This is a genomic window from Pseudaminobacter soli (ex Li et al. 2025), assembly GCF_029892515.1.
GTDB lineage: Bacteria > Pseudomonadota > Alphaproteobacteria > Rhizobiales > Rhizobiaceae > Pseudaminobacter > Pseudaminobacter soli_A.
Genome location: NZ_JARXVF010000011.1, coordinates 70,776 through 85,290 on the forward strand (window position 1 = coordinate 70,776; position 14,515 = coordinate 85,290).

The following is a 14,515-nucleotide window of genomic DNA, read 5'->3' on the forward strand; positions in this document are numbered from 1 at the left end:
CCTCACGCTCTGAGGTGGCCGGGGATGCGCAAATGCCTGCGGACCACGTCGACGAACATCGGATCGCGCTTGGCCGCCCAGACGGCCCCTAGGTGTCCGATGAGGCCGAGCGCGATTCCGACGAGCCAAAGCCGCAGACCTAGGCCAAGGGCAGCGGCCAGCGTGCCGTTGAAAATGGCAATCGAGCGCGGCGCGCCGCCGAGGAGAATGTGTTCGGTGAGCGCCCTATGGACGGGCGCGCTGAATCCAATGACCGGCTCTTCCATCAGACTAGCGCTCCGCCGCCGAAGGAGAAGAACGACAGGAAAAAGCTCGATGCGGCGAAGGCGATCGAGAGACCGAAGACGATCTGGATCAGGCGACGGAAGCCACCTGAGGTGTCCCCGAAGGCAAGTCCTAGGCCGGTGACGATGATGATGATCACCGCGATGATCTTGGCCACTGGCCCCTCGACCGACTGCAGGATTTGTTGCAGCGGCTGTTCCCAGGGCATGGACGAGCCCGAGGCGTGTGCTGCCGGCGCGGCGGCGAGCGCGAAGACGGTGACCGAGCTGAATGCCGCGATACGGCGCGCTGCGCGGGCGGAGGACAGAGTCATGCGGAGGCTCCTTCGTTGGCGGGGGTGATGGAGGTGATGCGGTAGTCGCCGTCGGGGCCAAGCCCTTCGACACGGGCGAGTTCAGCCAGCCGGCGCTGCGAGCCGCGGCCGGAGAGCACGACGACGAGATCGATGGTCCCGGCGATCAAAGCGCGTGGGACGGTGACGACGGCTTCCTGGATGAGCTGTTCGAGGCGGCGGAGCGCACCGATGCCCGAGCCGGCATGGATAGTACCGATGCCGCCGGGATGACCGGTCCCCCAGGCTTTGAGCAGGTCGAGCGCTTCCGAGCCGCGCACCTCGCCGACGGGGATTCGGTCGGGGCGCAGGCGTAGCGAGGAGCGGACGAGATCGGAGAGCGAGACAATTCCGTCCTTGGTGCGCAGCGCCACGAGATTGGGCGCCGCGCATTGCAGCTCACGGGTATCTTCGATCAGAACGACGCGATCCGAGGTCTTGGCCACCTCGGCGAGAAGCGCGTTTGTAAGCGTCGTCTTGCCGGTCGATGTCCCACCGGCAACGAGGATGTTGGCCCGGGCGGCGACGGCTTCGCGCAGCGCCACCGCCTGCTCGGCCTTCATGATTCCAGCGGCGACATAGTCGTCGAGCGTGAAGATGGCGGCTGCCGGCTTGCGGATCGCGAAGGCTGGCGCCGCCACCACCGGAGGCAAAAGGCCCTCGAACCTCTCTCCCGTCTCGGGAAGCTCGGCAGAGACGCGCGGATTGCCTGGATGAACTTCGGCGCCGACGTGATGAGCTACCAGGCGAACGATGCGTTCGCCGTCGGCTGCCGAGAGCGTCTGGCCGGTGTCCTCGAGCCCCCCGGAGAGACGGTCGATCCAGAGCCGCCCATCGGGATTGAGCATCACTTCGACGATTGACGGCTCCTCGAGGAAACCGGCGATCGCCGGACCGAGCGCCGTGCGCAGCATGCGCGCACCACGCAAAGTCGCTTCGGAATTTTCTTGGGAAGTCGCCACGTCGTCCCCGTCCTTGTGCGGGTGGCGCGGCGCGCGACCCTGGATCGGGGATAATTAATGGAGCCAGATATCTGGCCGCTTCAATAGATTTGAGCGGTCGTCGTAGTGTAGCGTGCAAATACAGGCGAACGGCGGAGTTGTACGTGGAGCAAGTGCTGTCCGACGACACCACAGTCTGAGTCTGCGTGATACCGCTTTGCTCGGGGTCGGTATCGTCGTTCTGCCCGACTTCATGGACGGGGAGGACATCAGCCAGGGCCGGCTCGTACGCGGTCGGGATATCAGCACGATACAGTTGCAGGCGGTCTATCCGGTCAATCGCCATATTGCGGTGAAGGTTTCGCCGCTTCGTCGCATTCCTGGCGGAGAAGCCACGGCCCTAAGTAAACGAGGCATACCCCAGCGAACAACTCGCGTTACGAGCGTATTTGTCGGCGCTATCTCGGCCATCGCGCCGGCGCATTCCAAGTCGTCGAAACCAGTACCATTCGCATACGGGGGATCCACGTGCATTCGCCCGCGCTCATTCCCGTATACCGCTTGGTGGGCCGCCGAGAACATCGTTGGGAATTTCTCGCAGGAAGCTCTGGCCTTTCTGCAGGCGCCTTCCGAGGGTTTCCACGAAGCCGTCGAAGCGTTCGCGCCCCTTCGCTTGGGCCGCGGCCTGCGCTTCGGGCGGCAGGGGCGGGGTGATCGACAGCCAGAAACGTATAAAAAGGGCGAGCGTTTCGGCCGTGACGCCGAGATCTCGTTCCATGCGCTGAACCTGTCGCGTGAGACGATCGAGGCGTCGGGCGAACGCTGCCTCCCGAGCGTCGGCGTGGTCTGGCGACAGAAACGACGCAACAGCGGCTTCGACAATCGCGGATCTCGGCAGCTTCTTCCGGTCAGCCAGTTCGTTGATGCGGCCGATTAGCTCCACCGGCAGAGTGAGGTTGATACGGTTGCGCATGGTGTCCTCCTAGAGCTCCATACCGTCGCCTGGATCGAGTGCGGCTTGGCGAGCAATCTGGCGGCGCAACGCCTGGCGTTGAAGCGCAGCGTCTTCCGGCTCGTCGTCGACAAAATGCGCAAACTCATCGGCGGGGCGTTGGTCAGTAGACTCCCTCACGATGGCAACATGATCGGGAAGTTCGGGCTCCCGGCGCAGGCCTGCATTAGCGCCATCGGGGGTCTTGGCCGCCATCGGCACCGCATCGGGCTTCTGGGGCTGAAGGGGCGACCAGTTATCGGTGTGAATTGTCCTGCCAGACTTCTTCGGGTCCGGTGGCGAAAGTACGCGCTCGCGAAAGCGGGCGTCCTCGAAATAGCGTGCTTTCTTTGCCCGGATTGGCGGGGTGCCTGCGATCATGACGATCTCGTCGGCCGGCGGAAATTGCATCACCTCACCTGGGGTGAGAAGTGGGCGGGCCGTCTCGGAGCGAGAGACCATCAGATGACCGAGCCAGGGCGAGAGGCGATGTCCGGCATAGTTCTTCATAGCCTTCATCTCGGTTGCTGTACCGAGGGCATCTGACACGCGTTTTGCAGTTCGCTCGTCGTTGGTCGCGAAGCTGATGCGCACGTGGCAGTTGTCGAGGATCGAGTTGTTGGCGCCGTAGGCTTTTTCGATCTGGTTCAGCGATTGAGCGATCAGGAAACTCTTGATGCCGTAGCCGGCCATGAAGGCGAGGGCAGATTCGAAGAAGTCGAGACGCCCAAGGGCGGGGAACTCGTCGAGCATCATGAGGATGCGGTGCTTGCGTTCCTTGGCATGCAGGTCCTCGGTGAGCCGTCGCCCAATCTGGTTAAGGACGAGTCGGATGAGTGGCTTGGTGCGGGAAATATCCGAGGGCGGCACCACCAAGTAGAGCGTGGCCGGCTTTGCGCCCGTGGCGAGGTCTGCGATGCGCCAGTCGCAGCGACTTGTTACTTCCGCAACCACGGGATCGCGATAGAGGCCGAGGAAGGACATGGCGGTCGAAAGTACGCCCGAGCGCTCGTTGTCGGATTTGTTGAGGAGCTCTCGCGCAGTCGCAGCTACAACCGGGTGCGGTCCGGCTTCGCCCAGATGGCGAGTGGTCATCATAGCGACAAGCGTTGCTTCGATCGGACGGCGTGGATCGGACAGGACGGCGGCGACGCCGGCGAGTGTCTTGTTTTCCTCGGCATAGAGGACGTGTAGGATCGCGCCGACCAGGAGCGAGTGGCTGGTCTTTTCCCAGTGGTTGCGCTTGTCGAGTGAGCCCTCCGGATCGACCAAAACGTCGGCGACGTTCTGCACGTCGCGGACTTCCCAATCCCCTCGCCGGACCTCCAGCAGGGGATTGTAGGCGGCGGAATTGGGATTGGTCGGATCGAACAGCAATACGCGGCCGTGTCGGGAGCGGAAGCCAGCAGTGAGCTTCCAGTTCTCGCCTTTGATGTCGTGGACTATGACGGATCCTGGCCAGGTCAGCAGAGTCGGAACGACAAGGCCGATGCCCTTGCCCGAGCGGGTCGGGGCAAAGCACAACACATGCTCGGGTCCATCGTGGCGCAAGTAGTCCCGCTCCAGCCGACCTAGGACCACACCATCGGCGCCTAGTAGCCCTGCCGCTTTCACTTCCTTCTTCTCCGCCCATCGCGCCGAGCCGTATGTCTGGACGTTCTTGGCCTCGCGGGCACGCCAGACCGACATGCCGATGGCGACCGCGATCGCGATGAAGCCGCCGGAGGCCGCGATAATCCCGCCCTTCGTGAAAATCTCCGGTGCGTAAGCATCGTAGAAATACCACCACCAGAAGATCGTGGGCGGATAGTACACGGGGACTCCGGCGAGCACGAACCAGGGCGTACCAAGCTGCGACTGAAACCCGAGCTTCCACGCGACATATTGTGTAGCGGCCCAGGTGGTAGCAATCACTATAAGGAAAACTACCGCGATTTGGCCCCAGAGGATTTTGGTCGCTGACATGGCGAGATCCTTTCTTGTCGTTGTCAGAAGCCGAGGTCGCGCTTGCGGCCGATCGACCATTCGATGCCGCCGCCGTGCTTGGTGACGCCGGTGACGTGCTGGCCGAGCCTGCAATCAAGATCGCGCGCCCAGGGCACGAGCTGGAAGCCGAGGCCTCCACTTTCGCCAAGAACTTCGATCATGCCGAAGCGCCCGGAGGTAAGGCTAAGGCGTCGGCGTAGGGTGCCGGCGACATGCTCGCCGGCATGTGCCTTCACATGCGGCAAGCCGGTCTCCTTCGAAAGTTTCTCGCCGACGGCGTCGAGCTCGCGGCGGCGCAGTGTGGCAAGGAGGTCCCGCTGCATCACGATGCGCTGGCCGTCGCGCCGCGCGAGGTCCTGATCGACGAGATACTCGGCGCGTGCCTGCATTGCGTCACGGACCTCACGGCCGAAGCCGCTCTGGGCGAGCGGCATGGACGGGCGATCGACGAGGCGATGGTCGAGCCACGTCGCGCCGGGCGCGGTGACCTGGGCCTGAAGGTCGAGATCGGAACGGACAGCGAGGACGAGCGTCGGGCGCCGATCGTCCGGGCCGCCGAAACGGCGGACCTCGACGAGGCCGCCATTGGCCGGCGCCTGATCGAAGGCTTCGACGCCACGGAAACGGAGGTAATGGGCGCGCCCGTCGACGCCGTCAATGACGGCGTAGGCTTCGCCGGTCAGCTCGTTGAAGAGGCCGCGATCGACCAACCGCCCGATGATCGTAGCGCCGGGCGCGCCGCCGTCGACAACATAGTCGGCGACGCCGCGATCTTGGCCGCGCTCGGTGAAGGCGCGATGCATGGTCTTGATGACGTCGCCGCGGATGCCAAGGTCGCGCAAGGTGCGTTCCGCCTCGAGCCCGAGGACCCACTGGCCGGGTTCGCCCTGTATGGCAAGCCCCATCTTCTCAATGTGCTGGAGTCGACCGATCATGAGCCGGCGAAGTTCGGGATCGGACGGGCCGGTCGGGTCGGGTCTGAGATCGATGTAGCCGGTCTCGTCGGCCGTGCGCTGGATTTCCGCGTCGATCCGCGTCCAGCGCCCGGCGGTGAGGTCGTTTTCCAGCGCGTTGCGGATTTCGTGCTCGGGCTTGGGGCCAAGCTCGATGTCGACAAGATCTCCGGCGCGGGAGCGCAGACCGTGGCTGATGTAGTCGCGCGCGATCACCAGATCGCTGCCGGCGTCGTCGACGCCACGCACGAGCAGATGCACATGCGGGTTGTCGGTGTTCCAGTGATCAACGGCGATCCAGTCGAGACGCGTGCCGAGGTCGGCTTCCATCTGGCGGGCGAGATCGCGCGTGAACGCCTTGAGGTCGGTCATCTCGGCCGCGTCCTCCGGCGCGACGATGAAGCGGAAGTGATGTCGGTCGTCCTGGCAGCGATTGGCAAAGGCGCGGTCGTCGGCGCGATCGGTATTGGCATCGAACATCACGCCCTTCTCGCCGTCGCGGCTGACGCCTTCGCGCTTGAGATAGGAGACGTGCGCGATGAGCGGTGCGGCGCGGAACGCTCGGCCCCGGTGACGCGCGACGCGTGCGGCAACCACAACTCGGCGAGAGCCGCCGAACAGTCGCGAACGGCCAAAGGCATTGCGGCCGCGCCCGAAGGTGGAATGGCCGCGTCGCAAGCTGGTTGCAGTTTTGCAAAAGCCGCCCTCCATATGCCCTGCCTTCTGGGCGGCGCGCAGAACCTGCTGGATGAATCTTTTGGGCTTCGGCGCTCGCGTCGAACGGATGCGGCCCGGCCTGATCCGAAATTCGCTGTCGCCCTCGCTCATCGCGGCCGCCTCCCCATGGCGGAAGCAGGCTGTGCATTCAGAGCCGTTGTAATCGTTGGATAAATCCGGGCATCCTGCCCGCGACCGACCGCCGTGCGGGGAGAAAGACAAGTCATGTCAATGACTTGGTCTTCGACCGCGCTGGCGCTTTTATCTTGCCTTCGCCTGTCGCTTCTCCCCGCCCGACCCCCGAACTCTGCCCGCCCGTTCCAGAAGCCCACCAGGCCGCGCCTCACTGCGAAAGCCATCAGTGCAGCCCTCCTGCGCTGGTGCGCGCGGCAAAGAGGCCGTGAGCGCGCGGCGTGATGGCGGTGACAGTGCGCGCGGTGGCCGTCTCGCTGGCACTGCGATTGTCACCGCCAGATTGGGGCGGTACTGCCACGGCGATGCGCAAGGCGGCTGAAACGAAGAGCGGGGCTTGGCGCCACGCGAGCGCTTCTACGCTGCGCAAAGCGGCGGAGATCGGGGCAGGATCGGTCAGCGGTTCGCTGCCGACAACGGGGGCGAGCACTGCGACATAAGCGCGGGTCTCGGCGGGCAGCGGGCGTCCGCTAAGGTAGGCGGCGTAGCGCGCCGGCCCGGCATTGTACGCCGCGAGAAAGCCCGGCGCGCCGAAGCGATCGTGCAACTGACGCAGATAGGCGGTGCCCGCGAGGATGTTGTCGCGCGGGTCGAACGGGTCGTGGCCGAGCGACCATCGGGCGCGAAGCTCCTCCCAGGTTTCAGGCATGATCTGCATCAGACCGCGCGCGCCGGCGCCGGAGACGGCGCGGACGTTGCTGTCGCTCTCTTGGCGCATGACGGCGCGTATCCATGCGATAGGTACGCCGAAGCGCTTCGACGCTTCCGCCACATAAGCGTCATAGCAGTCGACGCACGCCGACCGCTCATCGGCGACCGCCTGCGCTACAGTGGGCGCGGTTGTGCCGGCCGCCAGGATGAGGGCGAAACGGAGAAGGCGGGCAAGACGGCGGGCAGGAGCTAGCCGTTCGGCGTCCGAGCGGCTGCGCAAGAAGCGCAGCCGGGGAGCGATTGGCGCGTAGCGGCGCATCATCGCTTATGCATTCTCGCCGCGTTCGTGCGGGCGGTTCCAATGCAGCGACCAGGACATCGCATCATCGCCGTTCTGGAACAGGCGGGCGCGGATCGGCTCGTCGAGGGTTGGATCGTCAAGCTGCAGCGAGATGTATTCGCCCGCCTTGTCGCTGCGGCGCGTCCAGCCCGCTCCGACCTCTGGCCCGTCTTCGGCGCCGCGATGAACGCGGTAGTCGGGCGCATTCTCGGCAGTGCTAGGTTCGGTGGGAACGATGGCGAGGTCGAGGTCAACGGTGAGGGTGCGCATGCGCCCTACAAAGCCGGTCGCCGCGCGTGTGAACTGTCCGATCTGTGCCATGGGTAGCTCCTGTTTTTGATGAGCGGTGAATAAGTTTGGCGGCAGGAGATGCGCCGCCGGTCGCGCACTCACCGCGTCGGTGCGCGCCATTCGAAGCGGCCATTGCCATCCTCGTCGGTCCACACAGGGACGGCGCGGCCGATGATCTGGTCAGTGACGGTGAGGCCGAAGTAGCGCCCGTCCAGACTGTCGCGGACGTTCCAGCTCATGAGGAAGATCTCGCCGGTCGGGACGCGGCGGCAGCCCTGCCAGACCGGCAGATCGCGGCCGGCGCGATCGCGCTCAAGCGCAGCGCCGGCCTCGACACCGTCGACTGTGATGGTGAGGTTCGTACGGCAGACGGTTTGACCAGACACCGCGCGAACGCGCTTCAAGAGCGGCACGCCCTTGGGCAGATAGCCGCGCTCGGCGAGGAATGTCGCAAGCGGCTCTGATGCGTGGACGGCAACGAGATCGGTGACCTCGAGCGGGCCGTCCACGGCGATCGTGTAGAGCCCGATCGGCGCACTCGCCGAGGCGTTCCAGAGGAGCTTGATAGGCATTGGCGTGAGCGCCGCATAGCCGGAGCTCATCGTCGCGAGCACGGTCGCTGCCAGAATGCTCGCGCGGCTCATGGCGCGGCCCTTTGGCGCAGAAGGAAGGCGCGATGCTGGTCGATCGAGTAGCCGCGTGGTTCCTGTCCTGCGGTCAGACGGTTGTGAACGTGCCGCCAATAGTCCGATGAAACCGCCTCCGGATCGATCTTGAGACGCTCGATGGCGTCGATCGCCTGGAGCACGCGCTCGACCTTTGGCCAGCCTTCGGACCTGAGCAGGATGTCGCCGCCGGGGTGAACGCAGGGCAGTGTCTGATAGGCTTGGTCGCGGCCGACGGTCGCCACAATGTCGAGGCGCGAAATGGCCGCGCCGAACTCGTTGCGCACCAGGGCGAAGACGGTGCCCGGCCGGAAGAAGAGGATGTGCCGGTGACGGTCGAGGATCCGGTCGTGCGCGGGCAAGCCGAAACGAACCCAGTGCTCGATCTTCTTTCCCACCCAGGTCAGCTCAACCTGAGTGAGATGGTCAGCAAGGCGTACGGTCGGCGTCGAGCTGCCGCGTTCCAAAGTACGGCCGTTAGCGAGAGTTCCTTGGAAAGACATGAGCCGTACCTCGTCGTGACGAAGATGGAGGGGATTGGCCGCAGCGGGGCTGATGGCGGCATTCTTGCACCGAGGCGACCCAAGGGCCGTCTTCTGACGCTGGAAGTGGCGGGTCCCGACGCCGCGACCGATGAGGAGCCACTGCGTCATCGGCGCGCGTTACGATCGGCGCAGGCCCGGCGGGATGGGCGTGTGGCGCTTGGACGACAGGACGGTGTTGCGTGGATCGGCGGTGGAGGTCACCGCGCCGCAATCGGCCCAGGCTTTAAGATCGTCGACGGCGTAGACGACGCGGCCGCCAAGTTTGCGATAGGTGGGACCTGTTCCGCAGGTGCGGTGTTTTTCGAGCGTTCTAGCCGACAAGCTCAGAAACGTAGCCGCTTCCTTCGTGCACAAGAAGCGCTGCGGCAAATCAGTGTCACGACTGTTCATCAGGCGTCTCCGTGCGGTCTGTGGGGGCTGTTGACGTTAAGCGGCGGACACGGGCGATGATGGAGAAGGGGTGCGGCGGCGTTCAGGTGCGATATGACCGGGCGCCATTGCGCACAGGGCAGTATCTGCGACCGTGACATAGCTAGGAGTGACGCCGCCGAAATCGGAGCAGCTGGCGATAGCCACCATCGATCATCTTGTAGCCGTCCCGCACGAGGCGAAGCGTTGCATAGCGAAACGGCGAGTCCTGCCAGTCCGAGGCGACGACAAAGCGTGGACCGAACAGCGCGTAAGCAATGTCGAAATAGGAGGCACCTTCGCTGCGGCCGTCGAGGGCGCGCAGCATGTGGCCAAGGCGCCTGCGCTGCGAAGACGTCAGGCGCTTGTCGGGCACACCGCGTCCATGGGCCAGCCTGATGAACCGACCGATCGCGGAAAGCCGTTCCGGCGCCTTTTCGTCGAGCGGCACGATGATTGCGAGGGGGCGTTTGCTCTTGGTGCCGCGAAGAAGCGCAAGCTGGCAGCCATTTGCACCCGATAGCGGACGCCTATGCTCTCCGAGCTCATCGCGTTGAGCAGCTGCCGCCGGCAGCGTGGGCAGGGCATCGTTGTCCTCGGCCAGCAGCGCCGGCGTGTTAATGAGCAGAATGACGCCGGGATCGATCTCGGGCGTCCAGTAGACCGCCTGTGCCGTTGCGGGTCGCTCAGGATTGGCTGGGAAATCGCAAGCCCCACCGTCGCCGAAGCCTGTCCAGAGATGGGGAATCTCGCTTGACGCCTGTACTCAGTAATTCTGCGAACTCGTGCTGATAGATTGGGTTCCTGCGCAAGAATTCCCAGGCGAGCGCATCGGCCGTTGCATGGCTTGTGAAATCGTAAGCGGTCGGGCTCCGCCACTGCGTCGAATTCGGCTTCATCCATCCCCCCTGCGATCACGGATCATCCCCGTAGGACAGGGTAAAATGCGAAGCTATCCTTGAAAGAAGCTATCCTTGAAAGTTGGGATTGACTGGCTGCAAGGGCCGGCTCGGCGGTTGCCCGGGTTGGGCAGCGCGCACGATGCCAGATCAGCCTCTAATCGCTGCTGGCCTTGTCATAAGCGACCACACCCGTCTTGCATCACATGCGCTCGACGTCGGTCACCAGCTTGAACAGGCAGTCGCCGGGCGCAGTGAGGGTCGGTGCGCGACGGCATGCGACGAGCCCGGACTGGCTGAAGCGGATTTGCGTTGGCGGCTGCTGGGGGCCTGCGATCGGATGGAGGACGCCGGCGCACTGGCCGGCGCATACCGTGTCGCCGATCTCGGCGGCGGGCTCGAAGAGGCCGTGGCTGGGCGCGTAGGTGAAGGCGCCCCGGCCGTCGACCCGCATCAGGCGGACGGGTGGCGCCGGTTCGGTTGCGGCATTGGGCAGAACGCCGATGTGCTTGAGGACGCGATGGAGGCCCTGCGTGGCGATGGCCTCGCCGGGTCGGGAGAAGGTGGCGCCGCCGCCAAGCTCGGTGGTGAGGGTCGGAACGCCGAGCGCCTGAGCGACGGCAGAAAGGGTCGTGGCCCCGCCGCCGCCTGAACCGTCGCTGATCGATCCGATGGGCGCGCCGAAGACTTGCATGAGCTCGATCAGCCATGCCGTTTCGGCCTCAGTGCCGCCCCGGACCAGGCAACAGGGAAGGTAGGCCAGCGACCGGCCGCCTGAGTGCAGGTCAATGACAAGATCGGCCAAGGGCAGCAGGACACTAGTGATGTAGTGGGCGATCATCTGTGTCGGGGTGCCGTTGGGGTCGCCCGGAAACAGCCGATTGAGATTGCCCGCGTCGAGCGGAGACAGGCGCCGGCCGGCGGCGACGGCGGGGTAATTGAGCGCAGGCAGGACGATGAGGCGGCCGCGCACTTCGCCCGGTTCGACCTGACGGGCGAGTTTGCTCAGTGCCACCTGACCTTCATATTCATCGCCGTGATTGCCGGCAATGAGCAGCGCCGTCGGGCCGTCGCCATTTTTGACGTAGGTGATCGGGATGGGGATGGTGCCATAGGCGGAGAGGTCGCTCGAGAACGGTAGCCGCAGCCAGTCGTGCCGCTTGCCGTCTTGGTCGAAGTCGAGGGTTGTCCAGAGGCGTGTTTCGCTCGCCAGCGCCGCCGTCATGTCAATGCAGCAGCGTGTTGAGGAAGGTGCGGGCGCGCGGATGGCTGGGGGTCGCAAAGAAGGTGGACGGCGCGGCCTGCTCAACGATGCGGCCCTGATCCATGAACACCACCTCATCTGCGACCTCTCGGGCAAAGCCCATCTCATGGGTGACGCAGATCATGGTCATGCCGTCTTGGGCAAGCCCAGTCATGACCTCGAGCACTTCCTTGATCATCTCGGGATCGAGCGCCGAGGTTGGCTCGTCGAACAGCATCAGGTGCGGGTTTAGGCACAGGGCGCGGGCGATCGCCACCCGCTGCTGCTGGCCGCCCGATAGCTGGGCGGGATATTTGCGCGCCTGGTCGGGAATGCGCACCTTATCGAGATGGTGATAGGCTAGGCTTTCGGCCTCGTGACGGGCCATGCCGGCCACACGGCGCAAGGCGAGGGTACAGTTTGCAAGTACCGTCAGGTGCGGAAACAGGTTAAAGCTCTGGAACACCATGCCAGTCCGCCTACGGGCAAGCGTGGTCTGCCGGGCATCATCGCCCAGCCTTATCCCGTCGAGCCGCACGGTGCCCCGCTGATAGGTTTCCAAGCCGTTGAGGCAGCGGATTAGAGTGGATTTACCCGAGCCGGATGGGCCGCAGATGACGATGCGGGCGCCGCGCTGTACGCTGAGGCTGATTTCTTGCAGCACATGGAAGGCGCCGTACCATTTGTGCAGCGCGGTGATCTCGACGGCGAGGTCTTGGGACGTGTCCTGCATTGGATAAAGATCCTTCTGAACGGAATTGAGGATGGCGCTGGTGCCGCAGAAACTAGCGCGAAGTGGGCGCCGACAGCCTACGCTCGAGCCATTTGACGGCCTGGGCGATCGCCAGCGCGAGCGCCAGGAAGATGAGGCCGGCGACGGTCAGCGGCTCGGCGTAGCGGTAGGTCTCGGAGGCGATATCGAAGGCCTGGCCGAGCATCTCGGGCACGGCCAGCACTGCCAGATAAGGCGTCGCCTTGAGGATCGAGACGAAGTAATTGCCCATCGGGGCGGCGATGTTGCGTAGCATCTGCGGCGCGATGACGAAGATGATCGAGTCGAGCCGGCCGAGGCCAAGGGCTCTCGCCGCTTCCTGCTGGCCTTTGGCGATGGCATCAATCCCGGCCTTGAACACCTCGGCGAGATAGCCGCTGTAGTAGAGGCTGAGGCCGGTGATGCCGACCGTCAGGGCGCTAAGGCGCAGGCCGTAAAAGGGCAGGATGAAGTAGAGGCAGTAGAGCCAAACCAGCACTGGGGTGGCACGGATGAAGTCGATCAGGAAGCGGACGACAAGGCCGAGAATGCCGCCTGGCCGCCGCAGGATCTCGAGACAAAAGCCGAACGTGGCGGCGCCAAGGCAGCTTGCTAAGGCGACAAGCAGTGTCATGCCGATGGCGCCCAGGATCGCCGGCACCGTCGACAGCGCAAAGTCGATATCAAAGCCCATGGCGCGCCTCCCGTGCCGGGTTTACGCGGCGCTCTAGCCAGCGCCCCACAAGCGCGATCGGATAGCAGGCGACGAAATAGGCCAGGAGCAGCGAGAGGTAGATCGGCACCGGCTCATACGCGATCTGGGCAATCTCCTTGGCGCGGAAGGTCATGTCAGTCAGCGTGATCAGGGACACCAGCGATGTCGCTTTGACCAACTGAATGACCAGGTTGATGAAGGTCGGGCTCATGGCAACCAGCGCCTGCGGCAGCTCGATACGCAAAAGGATTGCTTGGCGCGACAGCCCGAGCGCCTGTCCGGCCTCCTTCTGACCACGGTCGAGCGCCTGCAGCCCGGCGCGCACTGCCTGGCTGGCATATCCGCCGACGTTGAGCCCCAGTACCATGGCGCCGACGGCCATGGCCGGCAGCGTCACCCCAATCACCGGCATGGCATAGTAGAACACGAAAAGCAGGATGATGACGGCCGAGCTGCGCCAGAACTCGATCACTGCGGTGACGATAACGCGGGCCAAGCCAGTCGTCAGATATTGCGCGACGCCGAAGACCAGCCCGAAGGGTATCGCAAACACTAGGCCGTAAAGGGTGACGGAAGCGGTGACACGGAACCCCTGCAGGATGCCGAGCCAGATATCGAGCATACTCATTGGCCAGGACCTGCTTTTGCGCCGCTGCTACAGAGCTGCTCGGCCGTCAATGTGTCGGGAACGGTTTCCGGCTCGCCGAAGCCGTATTTGGCCATGATGCGGGCGACTGTCCCGTCCTTCTTGAGAGCGGCAAGCTGCTGATCATAGAGCGCCCGCAAGTCTTCGTCCTGCTTCCGAAAGGCGACGGCGTTATAGTTGACCTGGTCATCGGCGACCGCGAAAGGGTTGGCGCGTTCCAGGCCGGGTGCCTTGCCGCCCGCCAGAAGGCCTATCACCGTGGGTGAGGAGAGGACGACGACATCGATACGACCGGCGCGCAGGGCCGAGACGTTCGATTCTATGTCGGGGAACAGGAGCATGCGATCGTCGGGTACGCCCGCGGCAACGGCGTTCCGGATGACCACGCTGCCACGACCTGCGCCCATGACGATATTGGGATTGGCTGCGATATCCTGATAGCCGTGGATTTGCTTCGGATTGCCGGCAAGCACGATCGCAGCATCCAGCTCCTTGAGGTCGGGCATGCCGAACAAAACCTGCTTGCAGCGCTCCGGTGTGATCGACAGGCCAGAGGCGACGACATCAAACCTTCCCGCTAGCAGGCCGGGGATCAGGGCGCCGAACTCAGTCACCCTTATGTCGAGCTCCTTGACCCCGAGTCCGGCAAATGCGGCTCTCAGCAAATCTGGATGCCAGCCGGTGGCCTCGCCGGTCGTCTCATCGCGATAGCCCCACGGCGTTCGATTATGGATGCCGATGACGATCTTGCCCTCGCGCAAGATGCGTTCCTTCGTCGTTTCTGCAAGTGCAGTGTGGCTGGCGACTGGTAGAGCAAACACAGCCAGAGTCATGAACAGGACGGCCCGAAGCGAGTGAAATACACGGTTCATTCTTGTCTCCCATTTGGTGAAGCTGCTGACACGGCGGTGCCTTTGGGGCCTTCTGACCGCGACGAGAATGCAGGGCAGGCGACGAAGAGCAGG

At 64.3% G+C, this 14,515-nt stretch carries 18 protein-coding genes; all 18 read right to left on the reverse strand.

Features of this window, described 5'->3' with window-relative positions:
* Positions 1–2 precede the first annotated feature (2 nt).
* The 18 genes from M2281_RS27020 to ehuB all read right to left on the reverse strand — a co-directional run bounded on the left by M2281_RS27020 (position 3) and on the right by ehuB (position 14,422).
* Positions 3–266 carry a VirB3 family type IV secretion system protein gene (locus M2281_RS27020; RefSeq protein ID WP_280824300.1) on the reverse strand — a complete coding sequence of 88 codons (264 nt, stop codon included), beginning with the start codon at positions 264–266 and terminating at the stop codon, positions 3–5.
* Entirely contained in the window at positions 266–598 is a 333-nt protein-coding gene (locus M2281_RS27025) for a TrbC/VirB2 family protein (RefSeq protein ID WP_280824301.1), read from the reverse strand. The genes M2281_RS27020 and M2281_RS27025 overlap by 1 nt, the downstream gene beginning before the upstream one ends.
* Positions 595–1,530 (reverse strand): P-type conjugative transfer ATPase TrbB, encoded by a 936-nt coding sequence (gene trbB, locus M2281_RS27030; protein ID WP_425537814.1) that lies wholly within the window; start codon positions 1,528–1,530, stop codon positions 595–597. Before trbB ends, M2281_RS27025 begins: the two co-directional genes overlap by 4 nt.
* Positions 1,531–2,101: 571 nt before the next feature.
* Complete coding sequence (locus M2281_RS27035) at positions 2,102–2,530, reverse strand: ribbon-helix-helix protein, CopG family (RefSeq protein ID WP_280824303.1); 429 nt, start codon at positions 2,528–2,530, stop codon at positions 2,102–2,104.
* A gap of 9 nt (positions 2,531–2,539) precedes the next feature.
* Positions 2,540–4,513, reverse strand: a complete 1,974-nt coding sequence (locus M2281_RS27040) for a conjugal transfer protein TraG (RefSeq protein ID WP_280824304.1) — start codon at positions 4,511–4,513, stop codon at positions 2,540–2,542.
* Between the two features lie 23 nt (positions 4,514–4,536).
* On the reverse strand, positions 4,537–6,315 hold the full coding sequence (locus M2281_RS27045; protein ID WP_280824305.1) for a relaxase/mobilization nuclease domain-containing protein: 1,779 nt from the start codon (positions 6,313–6,315) through the stop codon (positions 4,537–4,539).
* A gap of 247 nt (positions 6,316–6,562) precedes the next feature.
* On the reverse strand, positions 6,563–7,369 hold the full coding sequence (locus M2281_RS27050; protein ID WP_280824306.1) for a lytic transglycosylase domain-containing protein: 807 nt from the start codon (positions 7,367–7,369) through the stop codon (positions 6,563–6,565).
* Between the two features lie 3 nt (positions 7,370–7,372).
* Positions 7,373–7,708, reverse strand: coding sequence for a DUF736 domain-containing protein (locus M2281_RS27055; protein WP_280824307.1), 336 nt, complete (start codon positions 7,706–7,708; stop codon positions 7,373–7,375).
* A gap of 68 nt (positions 7,709–7,776) precedes the next feature.
* Positions 7,777–8,322, reverse strand: coding sequence for a S26 family signal peptidase (locus M2281_RS27060; protein WP_280824308.1), 546 nt, complete (start codon positions 8,320–8,322; stop codon positions 7,777–7,779).
* A complete protein-coding gene (locus M2281_RS27065; RefSeq protein WP_280824309.1) occupies positions 8,319–8,846 on the reverse strand; it encodes a DUF2840 domain-containing protein in 528 nt (175 codons plus the stop codon). Before M2281_RS27065 ends, M2281_RS27060 begins: the two co-directional genes overlap by 4 nt.
* A gap of 159 nt (positions 8,847–9,005) precedes the next feature.
* Positions 9,006–9,278, reverse strand: coding sequence for a helix-turn-helix transcriptional regulator (locus tag M2281_RS27070; protein ID WP_280824310.1), 273 nt, complete (start codon positions 9,276–9,278; stop codon positions 9,006–9,008).
* 142 nt (positions 9,279–9,420) lie between these two features.
* Positions 9,421–9,747, reverse strand: a complete 327-nt coding sequence (locus M2281_RS27075) for a DUF2285 domain-containing protein (RefSeq protein ID WP_280824311.1) — start codon at positions 9,745–9,747, stop codon at positions 9,421–9,423.
* Between the two features lie 235 nt (positions 9,748–9,982).
* Positions 9,983–10,195, reverse strand: a complete 213-nt coding sequence (locus M2281_RS27080; protein ID WP_280824312.1) for a transcriptional regulator domain-containing protein — start codon at positions 10,193–10,195, stop codon at positions 9,983–9,985.
* A gap of 202 nt (positions 10,196–10,397) precedes the next feature.
* Entirely contained in the window at positions 10,398–11,420 is a 1,023-nt protein-coding gene (locus tag M2281_RS27085) for a succinylglutamate desuccinylase/aspartoacylase family protein (protein WP_280824313.1), read from the reverse strand.
* Position 11,421: 1 nt separating this feature from the next.
* A complete protein-coding gene (locus M2281_RS27090; protein ID WP_280824314.1) occupies positions 11,422–12,171 on the reverse strand; it encodes an amino acid ABC transporter ATP-binding protein in 750 nt (249 codons plus the stop codon).
* Positions 12,172–12,223: 52 nt separating this feature from the next.
* Positions 12,224–12,883 carry an amino acid ABC transporter permease gene (locus M2281_RS27095; RefSeq protein ID WP_280824315.1) on the reverse strand — a complete coding sequence of 220 codons (660 nt, stop codon included), beginning with the start codon at positions 12,881–12,883 and terminating at the stop codon, positions 12,224–12,226.
* The gene (locus M2281_RS27100) at positions 12,873–13,532 is read right to left on the reverse strand and encodes an amino acid ABC transporter permease (RefSeq protein ID WP_280824316.1); all 660 of its coding nucleotides are present in this window, start codon (positions 13,530–13,532) and stop codon (positions 12,873–12,875) included. The genes M2281_RS27095 and M2281_RS27100 overlap by 11 nt, the downstream gene beginning before the upstream one ends.
* A complete protein-coding gene (ehuB, locus tag M2281_RS27105) occupies positions 13,529–14,422 on the reverse strand; it encodes an ectoine/hydroxyectoine ABC transporter substrate-binding protein EhuB (protein ID WP_280824317.1) in 894 nt (297 codons plus the stop codon). Before ehuB ends, M2281_RS27100 begins: the two co-directional genes overlap by 4 nt.
* Positions 14,423–14,515 lie beyond the last annotated feature (93 nt).

Coding starts and splice junctions, on each gene's coding strand:
- M2281_RS27085 (WP_280824313.1), bottom strand. CDS start 11,420: ATGACGGCGGCGCTGGCGAGCGAAACACGCCTCTGGACAACCCTCGAC.
- M2281_RS27090 (WP_280824314.1), bottom strand. CDS start 12,171: ATGCAGGACACGTCCCAAGACCTCGCCGTCGAGATCACCGCGCTGCAC.
- M2281_RS27080 (WP_280824312.1), bottom strand. CDS start 10,195: ATGAAGCCGAATTCGACGCAGTGGCGGAGCCCGACCGCTTACGATTTC.
- M2281_RS27055 (WP_280824307.1), bottom strand. CDS start 7,708: ATGGCACAGATCGGACAGTTCACACGCGCGGCGACCGGCTTTGTAGGG.
- M2281_RS27070 (WP_280824310.1), bottom strand. CDS start 9,278: ATGAACAGTCGTGACACTGATTTGCCGCAGCGCTTCTTGTGCACGAAG.
- trbB (WP_425537814.1), bottom strand. CDS start 1,530: ATGCTGCGCACGGCGCTCGGTCCGGCGATCGCCGGTTTCCTCGAGGAG.
- M2281_RS27050 (WP_280824306.1), bottom strand. CDS start 7,369: ATGATGCGCCGCTACGCGCCAATCGCTCCCCGGCTGCGCTTCTTGCGC.
- M2281_RS27025 (WP_280824301.1), bottom strand. CDS start 598: ATGACTCTGTCCTCCGCCCGCGCAGCGCGCCGTATCGCGGCATTCAGC.
- M2281_RS27060 (WP_280824308.1), bottom strand. CDS start 8,322: ATGAGCCGCGCGAGCATTCTGGCAGCGACCGTGCTCGCGACGATGAGC.
- ehuB (WP_280824317.1), bottom strand. CDS start 14,422: ATGAACCGTGTATTTCACTCGCTTCGGGCCGTCCTGTTCATGACTCTG.
- M2281_RS27065 (WP_280824309.1), bottom strand. CDS start 8,846: ATGTCTTTCCAAGGAACTCTCGCTAACGGCCGTACTTTGGAACGCGGC.
- M2281_RS27095 (WP_280824315.1), bottom strand. CDS start 12,883: ATGGGCTTTGATATCGACTTTGCGCTGTCGACGGTGCCGGCGATCCTG.
- M2281_RS27045 (WP_280824305.1), bottom strand. CDS start 6,315: ATGAGCGAGGGCGACAGCGAATTTCGGATCAGGCCGGGCCGCATCCGT.
- M2281_RS27100 (WP_280824316.1), bottom strand. CDS start 13,532: ATGAGTATGCTCGATATCTGGCTCGGCATCCTGCAGGGGTTCCGTGTC.
- M2281_RS27040 (WP_280824304.1), bottom strand. CDS start 4,513: ATGTCAGCGACCAAAATCCTCTGGGGCCAAATCGCGGTAGTTTTCCTT.
- M2281_RS27035 (WP_280824303.1), bottom strand. CDS start 2,530: ATGCGCAACCGTATCAACCTCACTCTGCCGGTGGAGCTAATCGGCCGC.
- M2281_RS27020 (WP_280824300.1), bottom strand. CDS start 266: ATGGAAGAGCCGGTCATTGGATTCAGCGCGCCCGTCCATAGGGCGCTC.